The organism is Kitasatospora sp. NPDC054768, from assembly GCF_053612025.1.
In genome coordinates, this window is the sequence record NZ_JBSHBN010000032.1 from 15,878 (window position 1) to 35,553 (window position 19,676).

Below are 19,676 nucleotides of genomic sequence, written 5' to 3' on the forward strand. Positions count from 1 at the left end.
GCCGACCCCGACGCGTGACGACCATCGTCGAGTTCAGGACGGGAAGTATGCCGGGAGAGATCGTGCCCGCCGGGACGCACTCCGGCCGAGGCCCGCAGCAGTTCGGGATGCGGGCCTCCCACGCCGACCGGGACCGGGTGGCCGAGCTGCTGCGGGTCGCGGCGGGCGACGGCCGGCTGACCCCGGGCGAGCTGGACGAGCGCCTGGAGGCCGCCCTGTCGGCGCGGACGCTCGGTGAACTGGCCGGGCTGACGGCCGACCTGCCGCCGGTGTCGATCTCCGCCGACGGGGTGGTGACGGAGGTCAAGGACGTCCTGCGGATCGACCAGCGGTGGAGCGCGGTCAGGCGGGAGGGGCGCTGGGTGGTGCCGCGACGGTTGGAGCTCTTCGTGGAGTGGTGCGACGTGACGCTCGACTTCACCCGGGCGGTGATCACCCAGGACACCCTGCGGATCGACCTGGACATGGAGGGCAAGACCCTGACGCTGATCACCGGGCCCGGCGTCGTGGTCGATTCCGATGCCCTGGCACTGGAGTTCAGCAGGGTCAGGAACGACCGGGCGCCGGACTCCGGCGGGCCCGTCGCCCTGCGCGTGGAGCTGGTCGGCAGGAAGCGCCACGGCCGGATCGTCGTGCGGCAGCCGCGGCGGACGGCCGGCCAGTGGCTGCTGCGCAAGCCCGTGGCGCCGCCTCCCGGCGGCTGACGGGCCGTCGCGGCGGCCGCGGGTTCGTGTCGTGCGCCGCAACCGTCGAGGTCCGACCTGTTCTGCCCTACCCTTCCTCCATGCTCTCTGTGGTGGTGGCCCCCTGGATGGGCGACTCGAAGCCGGTGTTCCTCCACAACCCGGACGAACTGCACGACGCCGCGAGCACGATGAAGGTCGCCGTGCTCGCCGCGCTCTGCCGCGGCGGCGTCGGTCTCGACGCCGAAGTCCCCGTGGTGAACCGCTTCGAGTCCGTCGTGGGCGGGGAGTTCGGCAACGACCCGGACCGGGACAGCGATCCGCTGCCCTGGGAGCTGCTCGGCACCCACGTCCCGCTCCGGCTGCTCGCCGAGCGGATGATCACCCACTCCTCCAACCTCGCCACCAACATCTGCCTGGCCCGCACCACCCAGCAGGCCGTCGCCGACGTGTGGCGCCGCGCCGGAGCCACGCACAGCGCCACCCCGCGCGGGATCGAGGACTACGCGGCGCGCGCCCGGGGCGTGCACAACCGGGTGAGCGCCCGCGACCTGGTCCGGCTGCTGCGCTCGCTCGCCGACGAGCCCGAACTCCTCGGCCTCCTCGAATGCAACGAGTTCCGGGTGGACCTGGCCGCCGGCCTCCCCTCCAACACCCGGATCGCCTTCAAGAACGGCTGGATCCCCGGTACCCGGCTCGGCGTGGGCCTCGTCCAGGCGGCCGACTGCCCGCCCTACCTGATCGCCGTCTGCTACACCGGCCCGCTCGCCGACGGCACGGACCGCACCGACCCGGCGGCCCGCCTGCTCGCCCGCATCTCCAAGGCGGTGTGGGACCGCCGGGACCAGATCAGCCGGCCGGTGCCCTCGGCCCGTTCGGCGCCGCTCCGTTCGGCGGGTTGATCCGCACGAACCCCTCGTGGCCGACGGGTTCGAAGCGGCGTGCGGCATGCGGCGTGCGCCGTCCAGCCGGCCGCCCGTCGGCAGGTCGGCCGTCCGTCGGCCGGCGCGGCGACCCGGCCGAACAGGAGTGCCCGGCGCCCACCGGGGCGGAGGCGCCCGGCGCGTGACGCTGCGGAGGATCCGCTGATGGACGGCCCGGACGCGCTCCGGGCCGTCCCGCTCGGGGCGTGCGCCGGGGAACCGGCTCCGATCGCACACGCATGACGGCCCGTCCGTTGCGGTATCGGATTGAAGGGTCCTGCTCAACGGCTGCGCGAGGGTTCGGGGGTGGTCGGCGTGTCGTCCCGGCTACGGATGTTCGCCCGGTGGATCACGGCGGTCGCGCTCGCGGCGGCGTACGCGGCCCTGCACCTGCTGGTCAACGTGGGCGTGGGCCAGCAGGTGCGCGCGAGCAGGGCGGGGGCGCTGTGGTGCGGGGCGGTCGCCCTGGCGCTGCTCGGGCCGGCCCTGTGGCTGCGGCACCGCCGACGGTCGGGGGTCGCCGAGATCGTCGCGCTCGTCGACCGCTACGGCACCCGGCGGCCGCGATGCCGGCGGGCCGTCCTGGCCGCCAACACCGCCGGGTGCGTGCTGGCCGGGGGCGGCGCGCTCGCCGTCGCCGTGTCGGAGCGCAGCGCCGCGCTCCCGCCGGAGGCGTCGCTCCTGCTGCTGGCGGGCGGCGTCGCGGCCGCGGGGGCCGGCCTCCTGGTCCTGCGCCGCACCCGTCCGTACGCGGCTCGCGGGGCGGCCCAGGCCCTGCTCCGGGACGGTCGCAGACCCGTGCTCTACCTGCGCAGCTTCGACGACGACGAGGCGGCCGCCCGGGTGGACGACAGGGCGAGGAGCGACCTCCGCGCGCGGGAGGTGCAGTTCGCCGCCGCGCTGGGCGCCGTCGGTCCCGTGATCGCGGTGGGGCGGCCGGGGGAGACCCTTCCGCTCCTGGGCGCGGCCCGGTTCTACCTGCCGCTCGACGACTGGCAGGGCACCGTGCGGCGGTTGATGGACCTGTCCCAGCTGATCGTGCTGCGGCTGGGGCCGGGGGAAGGCCTGCGGTGGGAGATCGGGGAGGCCCGGGCCACCCAGCCGCCGGCGAAGCTGATCCTGCTGGCCCCGCGCGGCTTTCCGGAGCTGGCCGGCCAGGTGAACGCGAGCCTCCCCACCCCGCTGCTGCCCAGGGAGATGGTCGTGGGCGGGCACTGGGTCGGAGCCGTCATCGCCTTCGACGCCCACTGGACCCCCCGGGTGTTCCCGGTGAAGGAGCGCACGGGGCGGACGGTGTGGACGGCCCGGCCGGGCGGCTCCTCCCTGCGGACGCCCACCGTGCACCTGGTCCGCACCATCCACAGGGCGCTGGCCACGACCGGGAGGCGGCAGCGGGCGATGGCCTGGAGGGCGCAACTCGCCACCAGGAAGGCCGACCTGGTGATGGCGGGGCTGGCCCTCGCGCTGGTCCTGCCGGGGTGGCTCGGGTACCGGATCCTGCAGTTGGCCGGTCGCTGAACCGCCCCGCCGCCCCGCCGGCCGGCCCAGCGGCGCGCCGGAACGCGCCGCTGGGCCCATGCCGGGCGAGGTCGCAGACCTCAGTACGGCTGGACCAGGACGTGCGCCGCGCCCGGGATGCCGACCTTGAGGAGCTCGTCCTCCTCCGGCGTGGTCGGCGTGCCCGTCTCCTGCTTGAGGACGGCCCGCGACAGGGCCTGGACCCACATGGCGCGGGGGCGGCGGCGCTCCTCCCAGGCGGCGAGGGCGGCCGGCACGGTGTCGGCCGCGTCCAGGCTCAGGGCGAGCACGAGCGCGTCCTCGACGGCCATCGCGGCGCCCTGGGCGAGGTGCGGGGTGGAGGCGTGGGCGGCGTCGCCGGCCAGGACGATCCGGCCGACGTGCCAGGGCTCCTCGACGGTGACCTGGGAGATCCGCGAGTGGACCACGGCGGCCGGGTCGGTGATCAGCGCCAGCGCCTCGGCGATCGGCCCGCCGAAGCCGGCCAGCCGCTCGCGCAGCTGCTCGTGGGCGCGCTCCGGGTCCGGACGGAAGTCCTCGGACTCGGCGAAGACCGAGCCCAGGTACATCTGTTCCGCGCTGATCGGGGTGAGCAGGGCCTTGGCGCTGAGGTTGCCGGAGGACATCACCACGCCCTGCACCTCGGGCGAACGCGGCAGTGTGACACGCCAGTTGGCGAAGCCGGTGTACTCGGGGACGTACGTCTCGCCGTACAGGTGGCGGCGCAGCGGCGAGCCGATGCCGTCGAAGCCGACGACCAGGTCGTAGCGGCCGACGTGCCCGTCGGTGAGGGCGACCTCGACGCCGTGGGCGTCCTCGTGCAGGGTGCCGATGGTGGTGCCGAAGCGGACCGTGACGCCCGCCCCGGCGGCGGCGTCGGCCAGGACGCGGGCCAGCGCGGGGCGCGGGATGCCGTTGTTGGAGGGCACGTCGCCCATCCGGGGCTGCGGGATCTTCGCGAGGGTGGCGCCGGCCGGGTCGCAGATGGTCAGCACCTCCCACGGGAAGCCGACGGACAGGCAGTCCTCCAGGACGCCGATCTCGCGCATCACGTGCAGGGCGTTGGACGGCTGGATGATGCCGACGCCGAGGGCCTCCAGCTGCTCGCGCAGCTCGGCGACGTCGACCCGGTGGCCGCGCTGGGCGAGGGCGGTGGCGAGGGTGAGGCCGCCGATGCCGCCACCGTTGACGAGGACGCGCAGGGGTCTGGTCATGAGGGTCGCTCCGAAGGGAAGTTCGCAGGAGGTGTGGGGGCTCGGCCGGAGCCGGCCGGTGCCGGTCGGCTGCGGGGATGCGGCCGACGCCGGTCGGCCGCATGAGGGTTCGGCCGAGTACGGCTCGGCCGGGACCGGTTCAGCCGGCGCGCGTGGCGGCGAGGTCCATCAGGTGGTCGACCAGGGCGAGCAGCAGGTCCCGGCCGAAGGCGCGCTCGCGCACGTCCCCGAGCAGCATCGGCACCTGCGGGTCGAGGTCGAGCGCGGCCCGGATCTCGTCGGGGGTGCGGGTGTTGGTGTTGTGGAAGCAGTTGATCGCGACCACGAACGGGATGCCCCGGCTCTCGAAGAAGTCGATGGAGGCGAAGCTGGTCTCCAGCCGGCGGGTGTCGGCGATGACGATCCCGCCGAGGGCGCCGTTGACCAGGTCGTTCCACATGAACCAGAAGCGTTCCTGGCCGGGCGTGCCGAACAGGTAGACGACCAGTTCGGGGCTGACCGTGATCCGCCCGAAGTCGAGCGCGACGGTGGTGGTGGTCTTCTGGTCGACGCCGGCCAGGTCGTCGATGCCGACGCTGGCCCGGGTCAGGTACTCCTCGGTGCGCAGCGGGGTGACCTCGCTGACCGAGCCGACCAGGGTGGTCTTGCCCACGCCGAAGCCGCCCGCGATCAGGATCTTGACGGCGGCCGGGGCGGTGGGGGCGTCGATGGCGGAGTGGGGTGTGGCCATGTTCAGAGTCTCCGGAGTCCTTCGCGTACGGCCGTGAGCAGGCCGAGGTCCACGCCCCCGGCGGCCCGGGCCACCGAGAGCGGTGCCCGGGCCTTCAGCAGGCCCTGGGAGACCAGGTCGCCCAGCAGGATCTTGGTGACCGAGACCGGGAGGTCCAGGCCCGCCGACACCTCGGCGACGGCGATGGGGCGCCGGCAGCGTTCGAGGATCAGCCGGTGTTCGGGCTGCAGGCCGCGAGCACCGGCGCGGCTGCCCCGCGCCAGGGCCGCGTCGGCCTCCGCCTCGACCGTGGTGAGCACGGTGATGAGGGTGAGGTCGTCGCGCTCGGGCGCGGTCCGGCCGCGGGTGATCGTGTACGGGCGCACCATGCTGCCCGTCCCGTCCTCCGCGTCGTCCTCCTCCAGCTCGCTCCAGTGCGGCACTGCGCCGCGCCGCCGGCCGTCGTCCCCGCCGGACTGCGGGCCGGCCTGCCGGCCGTCGTCGAGGCCGTCCCCCCAGGCGTCGTTCCCGTACGGTCCCATCCGGGTCAGCCCCGGTTCCGGGAGGCGAAGGCGTCGAAGGACGCCGGGGCGGCGGGGGCGCCCTCGCCGCGGACCGGGGTGGTGAGCTTCTGGCCGACCTGCTGCACCAGGGTGTGCATCGCGACGGACATCACCTCGGCGTCCACCTCCTGCGAGGCGACCACGGCCAGGTGGGTGCCCTGGGCGGCGGCGATGACGAACAGCCAGCACTCGGCGAGCTCGACGATCACCTGGTGCACCGGGCCGCCGTCGAACAGCGCCCCGACCCCGCGGGCCAGGCTCTGCTGGCCGGTGGCGACGGCGGCCAGCCGCTCGGCGTCGGCCCGCTCGATGGTGCCGGAGTGGCTGACCACGAGACCGTCGTCGGAGAGCAGGACGGCGTTCCTGGTCCCGGGCACCGAGTCGACGAGTCCGTCCAGCAGCCAGTCCAGGTCCTGGTGGGTGGCGATCGTGCGGTTCATGACTGGTCATCCGTTCGTGTGGTTCGGGTGTCCGCGGCCGGAAGGGCCCAGGGGGACGGGGCGGGCGCGGGAGCCGGGTGGCCGGCGGGTGCGGGTGCGGGTGCGGGGGAGGGGGCCGGCGGGGCGGTGGGCAACGGGTGCTCGCCACTGTCCTGGGCCCGGGCGGCGCGGGACTGGCGCTGGAAGGCGCCGATCGCCGCACCCGAGCGCCGCACCGGGCAGTCGGTGCGCTCGACCGGGCCCGCGGGCGGGGCGGCGGTCCCGGCGGCGGGCCGCTCGACCCACGGCGACCGCTCCGGCGGGGGCACCCGCAGCTCGGCCGCCAGGCTGGCCTGCCGGACGCGCTGCGGCAGCGGGGCCTGGTCGCCCTCGGCCGGGCTGAACGGCACCGAGGTCCGGTACTCGCGGCGCTGCCGGCGCTCGGCCAGCCGGTAGTGGTCGGCCGGGCGGTACTGCTCGTCGGCGTACGGGGCCTCGGCCTCGGTGACCCTGGCGTAGGCGATGTCCGGGTAGGCCGGGACGTCCAGGGCGGGTGCCGGATCGGCCGGGGAGCTGTGCTCGATCGGCTGCTCCGGCCGGACCGACGGCCCGGAGGAGTGGGACGGCTCGGAGCCGAAGGCCTGCCCGGACTCGAAGGTCTGCCCGGACCCGTACGGCTGGTAGGGCTGCTCCTGCGGGAAGGGCTGTTCGGGCTGGTAGGGCTGCTCCTGCGGGAACGGCTGCCCGTGCGGGAACGGCGCCTCCGGCAGCGGGATCTCGTGGACGGTGGCTTCCGGCTCGGCCCCGGCGGTCGTCCCGGCGGTCGTCTCCGCGCCCGTATCGACACTCGCCCCGGTGTCCGCCCCGACGCCCGTCGAGGAGAGCGGCAGCGGCAGCGGCACCGGAGCGGCCTGCGGGACGAAGCCGCCCTGGCCGAAGGAGTCCTGGCCGAAGGAGTCCACCGGCGCGACCGGCGGACCGGCCGGCACCGGGGCGGGCGTCTCGTCGGAGGCCGAGCGCACGGCCCGGCGCGAGCGGCGCACCAGCGGGATGGGCTCGGTGGCCGTGCCGCCGGCGCCGTCCGGCAGCCCGGTGTCGCCCTCGATGACCAGCTCGTCCGGGACGAGCACGACCGCCCGGGTGCCGCCGAAGGCGGACGGGCGGAACTCGATCCTCAGCCCGTGCAGGGCGGCCAGCCGGGAGACCACGTGGAAGCCGAGGCGGATGTCGTCGGCCCGGGCCAGCACGTCGGTGCGCGGCGGGCGGCTCATCAGCTCGTTGGCGGCGTCGTACTGCTCCGGGTCCATGCCCAGGCCCCGGTCCTCGATCTCGATCGCGAGCCCACGGCCGACCACGGCGGCGCGCACCTCGACCGGCGTGGGCGGCTTGGAGAAGGTGGTGGCGTTCTCCATCAGCTCGGCGAGCACGTGCGCCACCGGGCCGACGGCCCGTTCGGACAGCCACGGGTCGCCCTCGATGTCGATCGAGATCCGGCGGTAGTCCTGCACCTCGCCCTGCGCGGCGCGCAGCACGTCCAGCAGCGGGACGGGCTTGCGCCAGCGCCGCTGCGGCTGGCCGCCGGCCATGATGACGAGGTTCTCCTCGTACCGGCGCAGGCGGGCGGTGAGGTGGTCGAGGTCGAAGAGGCCCTCCAGGACCTCCGGGTCGTCGTGCTTGCGCTCCAGTTCGTCCAGCTTGCGCAGCTGGCGGCCGATCAGCAGCTGGGTGCGGCGGGCGATGCGCTGGAGCAGCCGCTCGAAGCCGCGGTGCTGCTCGGCCTGGCCGACGGCGGACTCCAGGGCGGCGGAGCGGGCCAGGTTGAGCGCCTGGCCGAGCCGGGCCAGCTCGTCGGTGCCGTTGCCGTGCGGGCCGGCCGTGATGGTGCGGGTCTCGGCCTCGACGTCCACCTGCTCGCCGCGGCCGAGGCGCTCGACCACCTCGGGCAGGGTGCGCCGCATCTCCTCGGCCTGGGTGTGCAGGTCCTTGATGCGGCGGCGCAGCGAGCGGCTCAGGCGCCAGGAGGCGATGACGACCGCGACGACCGTGATCAGGCCGATGACGGTGGTCAGCACGACCCGGGTGAGCATGCCGATGATGGCGCTCTTGGCGACCTCGATGATGCCGTTGGTGCGGTCCTCGATGGCCTTGACCAGTGGCGGGTTGAGCCCGTCGAGGGCCTGGCGCCACTGGTCCTGGGTGGCCGGGAGCCTGACGGTGCCGGCGGCGTCGGCGGCGGTGGGCTTGAGCAGGGCCTGCTCGACGGCGGCCTTGGCCTGCCAGGACGGGCTGTTGACCAGGTCGCGCCAGGCCGGTGCTTCGGCGTCCGGGATGTACGGCAGGACCTGGACGTTGAGCAGGTGGTCCTGCGCGCCGATCAGCTGCTGGACCTGCTGGTAGTCGGTGGCGGACAGTCGCCCGGTGGGCCAGCCGCGGGCCAGGACGGCGTCCTCGCGGGAGATCATCTCCTTGGCCCAGAAGGAGTTGACCAGGGTCTTGGAGAGCCAGGTGACCTCGCCGGTGTCGACCCGGCTGAGCGTGGTGAACAGCCGCAGGTCGACGCTGATCAGGTCGGTGTAGTAGGCGAAGACGCTCTGCTGGTCGGTGGTGGCGCGGTCGACGGCGGCACGCTGTTCGGCCAGCTTGCCCATGGCCTGGCGGGCCTCGGCGACGGCGGAGCGGACCTCGGCGGGGGCGTTGTCGGCGGTCGCCCCGGAGAGGGTCTGGAACTGCCGCACCGCGTCGTCGGTCAGCTGGCGCTGGCGGCGCAGCTGGTCGGCGTTGGAGCCGGGCCGGGCGAGCGCCTCGGCGCTGAGCCGGCGCTCCTCCTGGAGGTTGTAGTAGACGATGTTGGACGGTTGGCCGGCCTTCTGCGCGACGGTGGCCTGGTCGGCCAGTCGCTGGAAGTCGGCGATGGTCTCACCGCTGGTCACAGCCCAGAGGGCGGCCAGGGCGATGCTGGGGACGACGGCCAGGACGAGCAGCGCCGTCCGCAGGGACAGGCGTGGACGCCTGCGGGGGCCCTTCGGCGTCGGGGGCCGCCGATTCGCACGCGCGCGCAGAGCTGACTCCTTGGGACTGGCGGCCGGCCGGTGAGGGGCGGGCCGTCCGGGCACGGTTTTTTGACGAAGCGATACTAGTCATACCGTGTGATTGGAGTGAAAAACCGTTCGCTGCCTGGGCCGTGCTTGCACACGCGGTGAACACAGGGTCACTCACCCGTTGACGGTGCGTATGCGGAGGGGGTGGTTCCGGGCCTGCTCGACACAGTGTCGGCGCGGCGCCCGGCCGGCAGGTGGCCGGGGTGTGAAAACTGTGTGACGCCCCGTCGTGCGGCCCCCGGGTGCCCCGTCAGGGCGCCAGCAGGCGGGAGCGGGTGGCCTCCAGCTCCGCCGCCAGCACCCGCCCGGCCGCCTCCGGATCGCCGTCGTGCAGGGCCCGGACGAGGTCCGCGTGGGCGTCGTAGCCGTGGTCCGGATCCTCCGCGCGCAGGCCGAACAGGCCGACCAGGGCGACCAGCTGCTCGCGCAGGACCGGGGCGAACTGGGCGAACAGGTCGTCCAGGACGGGATTGTGCGCGGCGGCCACCACGGCCGTGTGCAGCGCGATGTCGGCGTCCACGAAGGCGGCGTCGTCCGCCCCGCCCGCCGCCCGGCGGGCCGCCAGCGCGGCGTCGAGCGCGGCGAGGTCCGCCCCGGTGCGGCGGTCGGCCGCCAGTCGGGCCGCCTGCACCTCGACCACCGTCCGCACCTCGTAGACGTGCGCCAGCTCCGCGCGGCGCAGTCGGGAGGCCCAGTCCCCGGTGGGCCGGTCGGCGGTGACGTACACCCCGGAGCCCTGGCGGCTGCGCACCATCCCCGCCGCCGCGAGGGTGCGCAGGGCCTCCCGGACGGTCGAGCGGCCGACGCCCAGCTCCTCGGCGAGCGCCACCTCGCCCGGCAGCTTCCCGCCCACCGGCCACTGCCCGGCCCGGATCTGCTCCTCCAGCCGGGCGGCGGCCTGTTCGGCGAGGGGGGAGGGGCGGAGCGCGGCCATCGGGTTCACCTGTCAGGTTGTCTGAGGACTTCGGTCGTGGTTACTCTACCCGCCATGCAGCCGTGGACGCTCCCCCCGGGGGGCCTTCTTCTTGGTGGCCGCAGCGGGGCGTGACCGGACCGGCACCCCGCTGCGGCGCGCCGTCCTGCCGGTCTCCGGTGTCCGCCCCGAGCGAGGAACCCCGTCATGCGACCGCCCGTACGCTTCCCCACCCTGCACGCCCCCGCCGGGCCGGTCCCGGCCGCCGCCCCCGCCTGGAACCCCCAGCGCGGCGGCACCATGCCCTCCCACCGCTACCGCCCCGCCCACGAGCGGGTGCACGTGCCCGCCCTGCTGCGCCGCTGGCCCGGCCGTCGCATCGAGCGGGCCCCGCTCTGGGTGCCCGTCGACCTGCGCGACGGCAACCAGGCACTGGCCGAGCCGATGGACCCGGCGCGCAAGCAGCGGATGTTCGACCTGTTCCTGGCCATGGGCTTCAAGGAGATCGAGGTCGGCTACCCGTCCGCCAGCCGCACCGACTTCGACTTCGTCCGCCAACTGGCCACCACCCCCGGAGCCGTGCCCGAGGACGTCACCGTCGTGGTCTTCACGGCGGCCCGGGCCGACCTGGTCGAGCGCACCTTCGAAGCCGTCGCGGGCCTGCCCCGGGTGGTCGTCCACCTCTACACCGCCACCGCGCCGCAGTGGCGGGAGGTCGTCCTCGGCAAGGAGCGCGCCGGGCTCCGGGCCCTGATCACCTCGGCCGCGACGCTGATGGCCAGGCTGGGGGAGGGCCGGGACGGCCTGCGGTTCCAGTTCTCGCCCGAAGTGTTCAACCTGACCGAGCCGGACTACGCGCTGGAGGTGTGCAACGGGCTCACCCGGCTCTGGGACGCCTCGCCCGAGCGGCCGGTGATCCACAACCTGCCGGCCACCGTCGAGATCGCCACCCCCAACGTGTACGCCGACCAGATCGAGTACATGGACCGCCACCTGGAACGGCGCGAGGCGGTGATCCTCTCCGTCCACCCGCACAACGACCGCGGCACCGGCGTCGCCTGCGCGGAACTCGCCGTCCTCGCGGGCGCCCAGCGGGTCGAGGGCTGCCTGTTCGGCAACGGCGAGCGGACCGGCAACGTCGATCTCGTCACCCTGGCGCTCAACCTGCACACCCAGGGTGTCGACCCGATGCTGGACCTCTCCGACATCGACGCGATCCGGCGCACCGTCGAGCACTGCAACCGGCTGCCCGTCCACGAGCGGCACCCCTACGCGGGCGACCTGGTGCACACCGCCTTCTCCGGCACCCACCAGGACGCCATCCGCAAGGGCTTCGCCCGGCACGCCGAGACCGCCGCCGCACTGGGCGTCCCGCGGCGGGAGGCGCCCTGGTCGGTGCCGTACCTGCCGATCGACCCGGCCGACCTGGGGCGGGACTACGAGGCGGTGATCCGGGTCAACAGCCAGTCGGGCAAGGGCGGGATCGCCCACCTGCTGCAGGCCGCGGAAGGGCTGGAACTGCCTCGGCGGCTGCAGATCGACTTCGCCCGGGTGGTGCAGGCGGCCACCGACGACAGCGGACGGGAGATGACGGCGGAGGAGCTGTACGGGCTGTTCCGGGCCGAGTACCTGGACGCGGGGGCCGGCCGGCGGTGGCGGGTCGGGGACGACTGGGCCGAGGTCGACGGCCGCCGGGGCACCGGCGCCGGGCCGCTGGACGCGGTGGCCGACGCCGTGGGGGCGGAGATCCTCTCCTTCGGCGAGCACGCGGTGGGCTCCGGGCGGGACGCCGTCGCCTACGTGGAGGCACGGGTCGGCGGGCCCGGCGGCGGGGTCGTGTGGGGTGTCGGGCGGGACGCCTCGGTGCTCACCGCGGGCGTACGGGCGGTGCTGAGCGCCGCCTCGCGCCGCTCGGCGCGGAAGGCATGATGGGCCGATGACCTCCTCACTCCCCACACGCAGTCAGGCCGTCGCCGAGGCACTGGCGGTGGCCGGCGTCCCCGGCGAGATCCGCGTCCTGCCCGACTCCGCCCGCACCGCCGCCGAGGCCGCCGCCGCGCTGGGCTGCGAGGTCGGCGCCATCGCGAACAGCCTGGTGTTCCTTTGTGACGGCGCGCCACTGCTGGTGATGACCAGCGGCGCCCACCGGGTCGACACCGCCTACCTGGCACGGCAGTTGGGCTCCGGCCCGATCGAACGAGCCACCGCCGCCCAGGTCCGCGAGGCCACCGGCCAGGCCATCGGCGGCGTCGCCCCGACCGGCCACCCGGCGCCGCTGCGCACCGTGGTCGACACGGCGCTCGACGCGTACGAGGTGCTCTGGGCCGCCGCCGGACACCCGCACACCGTCGTCCCGATGACGTACCGGGAGTTGCTGAACGTGACGGGCGGGACACCGGTCACAGTGGTCGTCGAACAGGCGCAGGATCCGGCAACCGCACAATCCGACCGGCTCTGAAGCTGCGCATACGCCCGGTGGGCGGATACTGGAGGAGTGGGGCGAATCGATCCGGGCGTCGCCGACAGGCCGCCGGAAGGGTTCGACCACCGGTAACGGCCTCCAGTTCCCCGCAATTCGCGCCGTCGGTGCGGGTCGTGGGTGCGCGGAGGGCCGACACGACGAGAGAGAGAAGCCGTGATGAGTTACTTCGGTCGTGGAGGAGACAGAGACCGTGGTTACGGTCGTGACTTTGGAGACCGGGGTCGAGGTCGGGGCCTGGGCCTGGGTCTGGGACTGGGCCGTGGTTACGGTCGTGACTTCGACCGCCGTGGACGCCGTCGTTTCGGTTGCTGGTGACGGTGCTTACGGCTAGGACTGCGCACAGCAGTTCCGACTAGCGTCACCCCGAGGGGCCGACGGTGTCACCGTCGGCCCCTCGCCCTGGGATCGGCGCCGCCTCCGCACGGAGGATGATGCGTCCCCACCCGGGGACGACGGCTCCGGATCCCGGAACCTCGTTTCCGGATCCCGGAACGACCATCTCCGAGAGCAACGGGTCCTGCCCATGCGCGATGTGACGCCCCCGGGTGACCGGGCGGTCGGCAAGGCCGACGCGGTCAACAAGGTCAACGGGGCCGACGAGGCCGAGTACCAGGGACCGGTGGCGGAATCGCCGGTCATCCCGCTGCGGGAGCTCATTCGCCGGTTCTGGCCGTGGGTGCGCCCCGACGCGCGCTGGCTCCCGGTGAGCGCGGCCCTGCTCGTCGTCGGCGCCTTCGGCGAGGTCGTCTCGGTCTGGCTGTTCAAGGACCTCATCGACGACGTGCTCGTCCCCCGGCACTTCGCCGATTTCTGGCCGCTCGCCGCCCTGATGCTCGGTGCGGCCGTCGCCGCCGGGCTGTTGACCTTCGCCGGCATGTACACCAGCACCTGGATCGCCGAGCGCTACATGCTGCGCCTGCGCACCGACACCCTCGCCCACCTGCACACCCTGCCCCCCGACACGCTGGAGAGCCGCTGGCGCGGCGACCTGGTGGCGCGGCTCACCTTCGACATCGCCGAGATCGAGCGGATGGTGGCCACCGGGCTGGTCGAGGGCGCGGTGGCCGTCGCCAGCCTGCTGCTGTTCACCGGCGCCGCGTTCTACCTGAGCTGGCAGCTCACCCTGGCCGCGCTGCTGGCCGCACCGCTGTTCATCCTCTCCACCAGCCTGTTCGGACGCGTCATCCGGCGCCGGGAGCGACAGGTCCAGCGCCGCGCGGGCGGAGTGACCGCGCTGCTGGAGGAATCCCTGCGCAACGCCGTGGTCACCCGGACCTGCGGCCAGGAGAGCCGGGAGGTCGAACGGGTCCACCGGGAGGGCCGGGGCCTGCTCGACGCCGAACTCGCCGCCGCCCGGGTCAGCGGCCTGTACCAGCCCTTCCTCAACGTGCTGCAGCTGCTCGCCGGTCTGGCCGTAGTGGGTGTCGGCGCCCTGCAGGTCATCCACGGACAGCTCAGCCTCGGCGGCCTGCTCGCCTTCGCCGCCTTCATGGCCCAGCTGTTCGAGCCCGTCCAGCAGCTCGCCGCCCTCATCCCGTTGGCCGGCGCGGCCGGCGCCTCGGGCGAACGCGTCCTGGAGCTGCACGAGATCCGCAGCCCGGTGCGGGAACGCCCCACGGCCGGGGACACCGGCCCGGTCCAGGGCCGGGTCACCCTCCAGGGCGTCCACGCCGCCTACTCGGGCGCCACTGGCATCCCGGGACCGCCCGTCCTGGCCGACGTGGACCTCGACCTGCGCCCCGGCGAGACCCTGGCCGTCCGCGGGCCCAGCGGCAGCGGCAAGTCGACCCTCGCCAAGCTCCTGGTCCGCTTCCTCGACCCGCAGGCCGGCACCGTCCGCCTCGACGGGCAGGACCTGCGCGACCTCACCCTCGCCTCACTGCGCCGAGCGGTCACGCTGCTGCCCCAGGAGGCCCCGCTGTTCCACGCGAGCATCGCCGACAACATCGCGTACGGCCGTCCGGACGCCCACCCCGACGACATCGAACGCGCCGCCCGCATCGCCGGGGTCCACGGCTTCGTCACGGCGCTCCCGGAGGGCTACCGCACGGTGATCGGCGCCGACGGATTCCAGCTCTCCGGCGGTCAGAGCCGGCGCGTCGCCATCGCCCGGGCGTTCCTGCGCGACACCCCCGTCGTGATCCTGGACGAACCCACCAGCGGCCTGGACCCGCACACCGTCGAGCAGCTCGTCCCCGCGCTGCGCCGCCTGATGACCGGGCGCACCACCCTCCTGATCACCCATGACCGGGCCCTCCTGCCGCTGGCCGACCAGGTGCTCACCCTCGAGGGGCGGGACGCGGATGGTCGGGGTACGGACGGTGGGGGCGGTGGTCCGGACGGGGGGCGGGGCGCCGGTCCGGACGGTCGTGCGGCCACGCGCCCGAACGGCGCGATCCGCGTGCGGGCGCCACAGGACCCCTGAGGCCCGGACGCCGGAGTACCGGCCGGGCGGGGAGTCCGGACGGGCAATCCGGATGGGAAGTACTGCCTCCATGCTGTTGACGTGGATCGCCGAGCCGGCCGACGAGCCGCTGGCGCCGGAGCCGGACGACCACCCGGTGGAGTGGGAGACCAACACCTGGTGGCTGACCGCCGAGGTCGAGGACCGGCGGGCGCTGAGGGTCCCGGAGGTGGTGGCCGCCTTCGAGCGGACCGCCGCCCTGCTCCGGGACCGGGTCCGGGCACTGGGCCACGACGGGCCGGCCACGTTCTACGTCTGGCACGACGACCAGGCCGGGCAGCTGCGCTGCTCGACCGGCTCGGTCGGCCCGGACGACCTGCCGTTCGGCGGCGTGTACGAACCGGTGGCGGACCTCGGGCCGATCGTCGCGGACTACCTCGCCGACGCGGAGCCCGGCATCACCAGGATCACGGACGAGGACGAGGACGGGGCGGAGGGGGAGGAAGCGGTCATCCCGCCGTTCCCCGTCTGGGTCCGTGCCGTCGGGCCCGGCAAGGATCCAGGAGACCGGCCCTACACGCCGAGGTAGTGCAGGACGGCCAGGATGCGGCGGTTGTGGTCCGTGGTGCGGGGCAGGTCCAGCTTGTCGAAGACGGCGTTGAGGTTCTTCTCCACCGCGCTCAGTGAGACGTGCAGCCGCTGCGCGATGGCGGCGTTGGTCCAGCCCTCGGCGAGCGCCTCCAGGACGCTGCGCTCCCGCGGGGTGAGCCGGGCCAGCGGGTCGGTGCGGGTGGTGTGCACCACCAGGCGGCGGACCACCTCCGGGTCGATCACCGCGCCGCCCGCCGCGACCCGCACCAGGGCGTCCAGGAACTCCTCGACCTGGGCCACCCGGTCCTTCAGCAGATAGCCGACCCGCTCCGCGCCGGCGTCCAACAGCCGGGCCGCGTAACCGCGTTCGATGTGCTGGGAGAGCACCAGGACTCCGACCCGCGGCCACCGCTCGCGGATCTCCACCGCCGCCCGCAGCCCCTCGTCGGTGTGGGTCGGCGGCATCCGGATGTCCACCACCACGACGTCCGGCGGCTGCTCCGCCACCGCCGCGGTCAGCGCCGTCGCGTCGCCCACCGCGGCCAGCACCTCGTGCCCCTCCTCGGCGAGCAGGCGGACCAGGCCCTCCCGCAGCAGGGTCGAGTCCTCGGCGAGGGTCACGCGCATGGCAGCTCCGCGGTGATGACGGTCGGGCCCCCGGCGGGGCTGTGGACGTGGAGGGTACCGTCCAGCGCGGCCACCCGCCCGCGCAGGCCGGTCAGGCCGCTGCCGGTAGGGTCCGCGCCGCCCGCGCCGTCGTCCTCCACCCGCACCGTGAGCAGGCCGGTGGCCCGCTCGACCCGGGCCGAGACCGCCGAGGCGGCGGAGTGCTTGGCGGCGTTGGTGACGCACTCCGACACCACGAAGTAGGCCGCGGTCCGCACCGGTTCGGGGAGCGGGCCGGCCACCTCGTAGCGCAGCCGCAGCGGGATGGCGCACCGCTCGGCCACCCCGCCCAGCGCCTCCTCCAGCCCCAGGGTGTCCAGCGCCGACGGGTACGCCCGCCAGGCCACCTCGCGCAGCTCGGTCAGCACCTCCTGCGCCTCCCGGTGCGCCTGGCGCAGCAGCGCCTCCGTCCGCTCCGGGCCCTGGTGGCGGTCCAGGCCGCGCCGCACCCGGCCGAGCAGCATCGCCAGCGCCACCACCCGCTGCTGCACGCCGTCGTGCAGATCCCGCTCGATCCGGCGCCGCTCGGTGTCCACCGCCCGCACCACCGCGGCCCGGCTGTCCGCGAGTTCGGCGATCCGGCGGCGCAGCAGCTCGGCCTCGGACGGCCCGAAGCACTCCCGGGCGGTCCGGGCGTCCAGCGCGGCCAGCGAGAACAGGCCCTGTACGGCCAGGAAGAGCAGCACCCCGCCGAGCAGCACCTGGGTCGCCAGCTCCTCCCAGCCCAGCGAGCCGCGCAGCACCCCGCCGACCAGCAGCACGGCCAGCGCCAGCCCGAAGACCAGCAGCCCCAGCACCACCCCGGCGACCAGCCCGCCACCGCTGCGCACCACCAGGTAGCGCAGCAGCCTGCGGTCGTCCGCCCGGTAGTGGCGGGGGAAGCGGTCGCCGAAGAACGCCCTGCGCCGGGCCCGCTCCAGGGCGGCCAGCCGGCGCACCCCGGACAGCAGGCCCGGCGCCGCGTACGGGCGGGTGCGCGGCCAGAGCAGGAACGGGCCGAGGACGGCGCCGGCCAGCAGCAGGTACAGCGCGGCGAGGGCGGCGCTCGGGCAGCCGAGCAGAACTCCGGCGGCGCGGCGCGGCCATGACGTGGTGTCTGCTCCATCCCCCTGCACGGGGTTCGAGCTTACGGGGTCGGCCCGGTCCGCCGTGTCGCCCGGGCCCGCGCCGCCGGCCGGGGCGGTCACCGGGTGCGGCGGTGCTGGGCGGCGCTCTCGCCGCCGCGGCTGCGGACGCGCATCACGACGTACCCGGCCACGGCCAGCACGACCACGACCAGGACCGCCTTGGAGAGCAGCCCGACGTACGTCTCCACCACGTCCCAGCGGTCCCCGAGCAGGAAGCCGGCCATCACCAGCACGGTGTTCCACACCAGGCTGCCGATCGTGGTCAGCATGACGAACGCGGGCAGCGGCATCCGCTCGACCCCGGCCGGCACCGAGATCAGACTGCGGAAGATCGGCACCATCCGGCCCAGCAGCACCGCCTTCGTTCCGTGCCGGGCGAACCAGGCCTCGGTGCGCTCCAGGTCGGAGGCCTTGACCAGCGGCAGCCGGGCCCAGATCGCGTGCATCCGCTCCCGGCCGAACAGGGCGCCCAGCCAGTAGAGGACGACGGCCCCGGCGACCGAACCGAGGGTGGTCCAGGTCAGCGCGGACGCGAGGCTGATCACGCCCTGCCCGGCGGCGAAGCCCGTCAGCGGCAGGATCACCTCGCTGGGCAGCGGCGGGAAGAGGTTCTCCAGCGCGATCGCCAGGCCGGCCCCGGGGCCGCCCATGGTGTCGACCAGGTCGGCCGCCCAGCCGGCGAACCCGTCGGCGGGCTGTTGGGCGATGGCGAGGACGGTGTGCGGCATGCGGGGCTCCAAGGTGGTCGGGGGACTTGCTCGTCCCCGGCTGGCTCCACGCTAGAAACCGCAGGTCAGTGGCGGTATGAGGGTTTCCGGCGACCCTCCTGCGGTTTCCCGCAGCACGCCACCCTGCGGTTTCCCGCAGGGCCGCGGATACCGGGTGGCGACGGCCGCGGTCGTCTTGTCAGGATGTCGCCATGAACGACGCCTTCACCCTGGCCTGGCGGTACACCACCGGGCTCGTCCACCCCGAGGACCTGCCGATGGCCGCCGCCGACCTGCTGGCGGCGGGAGTCGGTGCGCAGTCGGCCGCGCTGTGCGACCTGGCGGGGCGTCGGGGCCGCGGCGAGCGCTCGGCCGAGCTCGGCGGGCTGCTGTGGCAGGCGATGGCCGAACTCGGCCTGCCGGTGCCGGACGACGACTTCGTCGGGCGCTGCCTGCTGCACCGCACGGCGGCCCGGCTGATGTCGGAGGAGATCACGTCGGGGGACGCCGTCAGCGAGCTCTGGCGGGCGAGCGGCGGGGCCGCGAACGCGGCGGAACAGCGGTTCGTGGCGCTGGCCGACCAGGTCTGCTGCCCGGACTGCCTCGGCGACCGGGCGTCCGGGGCGCGGCAGGACTGGGAGCGGGAGCTGCGGGCGGCGGCCGTCGAGGTGGCGTCGGCCGCCGACCACGGGTTCACCGTCTCCTGGTACCGGGACTGACGGCCCCGCCGGGAGCCCGGGGGTGGCTCGGCGGCCCGGCCCAGCGGGCCGGCCGGCGGCTCAGCGGCCCAGTGCGGCCACGGTCTCCCGGGTCAGCTCCCGTGCCCGGGCGACCGTGGCCGTCAGCTCGGCCGCCGATCCGCCGGGCGCGGCGAGCAGGCCGCGTGCCGTCGTGCCGAAGTCCGCCGGAGTGTCCGGCAGTTGCTCCGCCACGGCCAGGGCGCCCTTCTCGTTGAGGCACCAGCGGCGGTGGTGGGCGTGGAGGGCCTGGACCAGGATGCCGACGGCGCGCGACAGGCAGAGCGAGACGTGCAGGGCATCGGCGCGGGCGGCGCTCTTCGCGGCGGTGTCGAGCAGGAAGCCGGCCTCCCAGGTGGCCGCGGTGAGGGCGTCGCGCAGCGGCTCCGGATAGTCGGCGGCCTGCTCCTTGAGCCGCGTCAACTCCCCGGTGGGGTCGGCCAGCGGCAGTCCGAGGGCGACCTCGCCCGGGTAGCAGGGCGACCAGAAGCCGAGCGGGTGGCCGGCCTGCGTTCCCACCTCGAAGTGGCCCCGGCGGCAGTCCGCCCACACCCGCCCGACCCGGTCGAGGTCCCGCAGGATCCAGTCCACGGCGACACCCTCGACCCGCAGCCACGCCCCGCCGTTCACCCACGGGCCCCAGCCGCCCGGCCCGGCCACCTCGACCTCCGGCCCGGCGAGCGCCCGCAGCGCGTCGAGGTCGAGGGCGCCCCGGTAGTACACCCCGAGGTCCCAGTCCGACTCCGGCCGTTCCTCGCCCCGGGCCCGGCTCCCGCCGAGCATCACCCCCACCACGCCCGGCACACGGGTGAGTTGAGAGGCCATGTTCTCAATGACGGTGCGCATGGGGAGAGTCTGCCAGGCGCTTCGGCGCCCGCCCGGTGCGTCGTGGCGGTTCGGCGTCGCGGAGGCGTTCGGAGGT

18 protein-coding genes are annotated in these 19,676 nt (G+C 74.7%); 8 read left to right on the plus strand and 10 right to left on the minus strand.

Annotation, left to right across the window (positions count from 1 at the left end):
* Nucleotides 1–47 precede the first annotated feature (47 nt).
* From ACWGKU_RS12755 to ACWGKU_RS12765, 3 genes are all read left to right on the plus strand, one after another.
* The gene (locus tag ACWGKU_RS12755) at nt 48–704 is read left to right on the plus strand and encodes a DUF1707 SHOCT-like domain-containing protein (RefSeq protein WP_401051012.1); all 657 of its coding nucleotides are present in this window, start codon (nt 48–50) and stop codon (nt 702–704) included.
* Between the two features lie 80 nt (nt 705–784).
* Entirely contained in the window at nt 785–1,585 is an 801-nt protein-coding gene (locus ACWGKU_RS12760; protein WP_401051014.1) for a serine hydrolase, read from the plus strand.
* A 288-nt stretch (nt 1,586–1,873) separates the two neighbouring features.
* Nucleotides 1,874–3,124 carry a transferase gene (locus tag ACWGKU_RS12765; protein ID WP_452178058.1) on the plus strand — a complete coding sequence of 417 codons (1,251 nt, stop codon included), beginning with the start codon at nt 1,874–1,876 and terminating at the stop codon, nt 3,122–3,124.
* A gap of 80 nt (nt 3,125–3,204) precedes the next feature.
* On the opposite strand, the gene ACWGKU_RS12770 is transcribed toward ACWGKU_RS12765, so the two are convergent.
* The 6 genes from ACWGKU_RS12770 to ACWGKU_RS12795 all read right to left on the minus strand — a co-directional run bounded on the left by ACWGKU_RS12770 (nt 3,205) and on the right by ACWGKU_RS12795 (nt 10,061).
* Entirely contained in the window at nt 3,205–4,338 is a 1,134-nt protein-coding gene (locus ACWGKU_RS12770; protein WP_452178059.1) for an FAD-dependent monooxygenase, read from the minus strand.
* 139 nt (nt 4,339–4,477) lie between these two features.
* Complete coding sequence (locus ACWGKU_RS12775; protein ID WP_401054648.1) at nt 4,478–5,068, minus strand: GTP-binding protein; 591 nt, start codon at nt 5,066–5,068, stop codon at nt 4,478–4,480.
* Nucleotides 5,069–5,070: 2 nt separating this feature from the next.
* Nucleotides 5,071–5,589, minus strand: a complete 519-nt coding sequence (locus ACWGKU_RS12780; RefSeq protein WP_452178060.1) for a DUF742 domain-containing protein — start codon at nt 5,587–5,589, stop codon at nt 5,071–5,073.
* A gap of 5 nt (nt 5,590–5,594) precedes the next feature.
* Entirely contained in the window at nt 5,595–6,050 is a 456-nt protein-coding gene (locus tag ACWGKU_RS12785; protein WP_401054652.1) for a roadblock/LC7 domain-containing protein, read from the minus strand.
* A complete protein-coding gene (locus tag ACWGKU_RS12790) occupies nt 6,047–8,959 on the minus strand; it encodes a nitrate- and nitrite sensing domain-containing protein (RefSeq protein ID WP_452178061.1) in 2,913 nt (970 codons plus the stop codon). The genes ACWGKU_RS12785 and ACWGKU_RS12790 overlap by 4 nt, the downstream gene beginning before the upstream one ends.
* Nucleotides 8,960–9,377: 418 nt before the next feature.
* Nucleotides 9,378–10,061, minus strand: a complete 684-nt coding sequence (locus ACWGKU_RS12795) for a FadR/GntR family transcriptional regulator (RefSeq protein WP_452178062.1) — start codon at nt 10,059–10,061, stop codon at nt 9,378–9,380.
* Between the two features lie 186 nt (nt 10,062–10,247).
* Here ACWGKU_RS12795 and ACWGKU_RS12800 point away from each other — a divergent pair, with 186 nt between their 5' ends.
* The 4 genes from ACWGKU_RS12800 (at nt 10,248) to ACWGKU_RS12815 (ending at nt 15,515) form a co-directional block, all read left to right on the plus strand.
* The gene (locus tag ACWGKU_RS12800; protein WP_452178063.1) at nt 10,248–11,969 is read left to right on the plus strand and encodes a 2-isopropylmalate synthase; all 1,722 of its coding nucleotides are present in this window, start codon (nt 10,248–10,250) and stop codon (nt 11,967–11,969) included.
* A 7-nt stretch (nt 11,970–11,976) separates the two neighbouring features.
* Nucleotides 11,977–12,498, plus strand: a complete 522-nt coding sequence (locus tag ACWGKU_RS12805; RefSeq protein WP_452178064.1) for a YbaK/EbsC family protein — start codon at nt 11,977–11,979, stop codon at nt 12,496–12,498.
* 547 nt (nt 12,499–13,045) lie between these two features.
* Nucleotides 13,046–14,947 carry an ABC transporter ATP-binding protein gene (locus ACWGKU_RS12810; RefSeq protein ID WP_452178065.1) on the plus strand — a complete coding sequence of 634 codons (1,902 nt, stop codon included), beginning with the start codon at nt 13,046–13,048 and terminating at the stop codon, nt 14,945–14,947.
* 70 nt (nt 14,948–15,017) lie between these two features.
* The gene (locus ACWGKU_RS12815; protein WP_452178066.1) at nt 15,018–15,515 is read left to right on the plus strand and encodes a hypothetical protein; all 498 of its coding nucleotides are present in this window, start codon (nt 15,018–15,020) and stop codon (nt 15,513–15,515) included.
* Here ACWGKU_RS12815 and ACWGKU_RS12820 read toward each other — a convergent pair.
* The 3 genes from ACWGKU_RS12820 to ACWGKU_RS12830 all read right to left on the minus strand — a co-directional run bounded on the left by ACWGKU_RS12820 (nt 15,500) and on the right by ACWGKU_RS12830 (nt 18,038).
* Nucleotides 15,500–16,144, minus strand: coding sequence for a response regulator transcription factor (locus ACWGKU_RS12820; RefSeq protein WP_452178067.1), 645 nt, complete (start codon nt 16,142–16,144; stop codon nt 15,500–15,502). The two genes, ACWGKU_RS12815 and ACWGKU_RS12820, sit on opposite strands and share 16 nt — an antisense overlap.
* On the minus strand, nt 16,135–17,298 hold the full coding sequence (locus ACWGKU_RS12825; RefSeq protein ID WP_452178068.1) for a sensor histidine kinase: 1,164 nt from the start codon (nt 17,296–17,298) through the stop codon (nt 16,135–16,137). Before ACWGKU_RS12825 ends, ACWGKU_RS12820 begins: the two co-directional genes overlap by 10 nt.
* 68 nt (nt 17,299–17,366) lie before the next feature.
* Nucleotides 17,367–18,038 (minus strand): DedA family protein, encoded by a 672-nt coding sequence (locus ACWGKU_RS12830; RefSeq protein ID WP_452178069.1) that lies wholly within the window; start codon nt 18,036–18,038, stop codon nt 17,367–17,369.
* Between the two features lie 191 nt (nt 18,039–18,229).
* On the opposite strand from ACWGKU_RS12830, the gene ACWGKU_RS12835 reads away from it, so the two are divergent.
* The gene (locus tag ACWGKU_RS12835) at nt 18,230–18,736 is read left to right on the plus strand and encodes a hypothetical protein (protein ID WP_452178070.1); all 507 of its coding nucleotides are present in this window, start codon (nt 18,230–18,232) and stop codon (nt 18,734–18,736) included.
* Nucleotides 18,737–18,796: 60 nt separating this feature from the next.
* Here ACWGKU_RS12835 and ACWGKU_RS12840 read toward each other — a convergent pair whose 3' ends face one another.
* Nucleotides 18,797–19,600, minus strand: coding sequence for a nucleotidyltransferase domain-containing protein (locus ACWGKU_RS12840; RefSeq protein WP_452191431.1), 804 nt, complete (start codon nt 19,598–19,600; stop codon nt 18,797–18,799).
* Nucleotides 19,601–19,676 lie beyond the last annotated feature (76 nt).

What these genes read in the sequence shown, in the direction of transcription:
- ACWGKU_RS12805 (WP_452178064.1), top strand. Translation starts at nt 11,977, where the DNA reads ATGACCTCCTCACTCCCCACACGCAGTCAGGCCGTCGCCGAGGCACTG.
- ACWGKU_RS12820 (WP_452178067.1), bottom strand. Translation starts at nt 16,144, where the DNA reads ATGCGCGTGACCCTCGCCGAGGACTCGACCCTGCTGCGGGAGGGCCTG.
- ACWGKU_RS12795 (WP_452178062.1), bottom strand. Translation starts at nt 10,061, where the DNA reads ATGGCCGCGCTCCGCCCCTCCCCCCTCGCCGAACAGGCCGCCGCCCGG.
- ACWGKU_RS12815 (WP_452178066.1), top strand. Translation starts at nt 15,018, where the DNA reads ATGCTGTTGACGTGGATCGCCGAGCCGGCCGACGAGCCGCTGGCGCCG.
- ACWGKU_RS12785 (WP_401054652.1), bottom strand. Translation starts at nt 6,050, where the DNA reads ATGAACCGCACGATCGCCACCCACCAGGACCTGGACTGGCTGCTGGAC.
- ACWGKU_RS12760 (WP_401051014.1), top strand. Translation starts at nt 785, where the DNA reads ATGCTCTCTGTGGTGGTGGCCCCCTGGATGGGCGACTCGAAGCCGGTG.
- ACWGKU_RS12800 (WP_452178063.1), top strand. Translation starts at nt 10,248, where the DNA reads ATGCGACCGCCCGTACGCTTCCCCACCCTGCACGCCCCCGCCGGGCCG.
- ACWGKU_RS12830 (WP_452178069.1), bottom strand. Translation starts at nt 18,038, where the DNA reads ATGCCGCACACCGTCCTCGCCATCGCCCAACAGCCCGCCGACGGGTTC.
- ACWGKU_RS12840 (WP_452191431.1), bottom strand. Translation starts at nt 19,600, where the DNA reads ATGCGCACCGTCATTGAGAACATGGCCTCTCAACTCACCCGTGTGCCG.
- ACWGKU_RS12775 (WP_401054648.1), bottom strand. Translation starts at nt 5,068, where the DNA reads ATGGCCACACCCCACTCCGCCATCGACGCCCCCACCGCCCCGGCCGCC.
- ACWGKU_RS12835 (WP_452178070.1), top strand. Translation starts at nt 18,230, where the DNA reads ATGAACGACGCCTTCACCCTGGCCTGGCGGTACACCACCGGGCTCGTC.
- ACWGKU_RS12780 (WP_452178060.1), bottom strand. Translation starts at nt 5,589, where the DNA reads ATGGGACCGTACGGGAACGACGCCTGGGGGGACGGCCTCGACGACGGC.
- ACWGKU_RS12770 (WP_452178059.1), bottom strand. Translation starts at nt 4,338, where the DNA reads ATGACCAGACCCCTGCGCGTCCTCGTCAACGGTGGCGGCATCGGCGGC.
- ACWGKU_RS12810 (WP_452178065.1), top strand. Translation starts at nt 13,046, where the DNA reads ATGCGCGATGTGACGCCCCCGGGTGACCGGGCGGTCGGCAAGGCCGAC.
- ACWGKU_RS12755 (WP_401051012.1), top strand. Translation starts at nt 48, where the DNA reads ATGCCGGGAGAGATCGTGCCCGCCGGGACGCACTCCGGCCGAGGCCCG.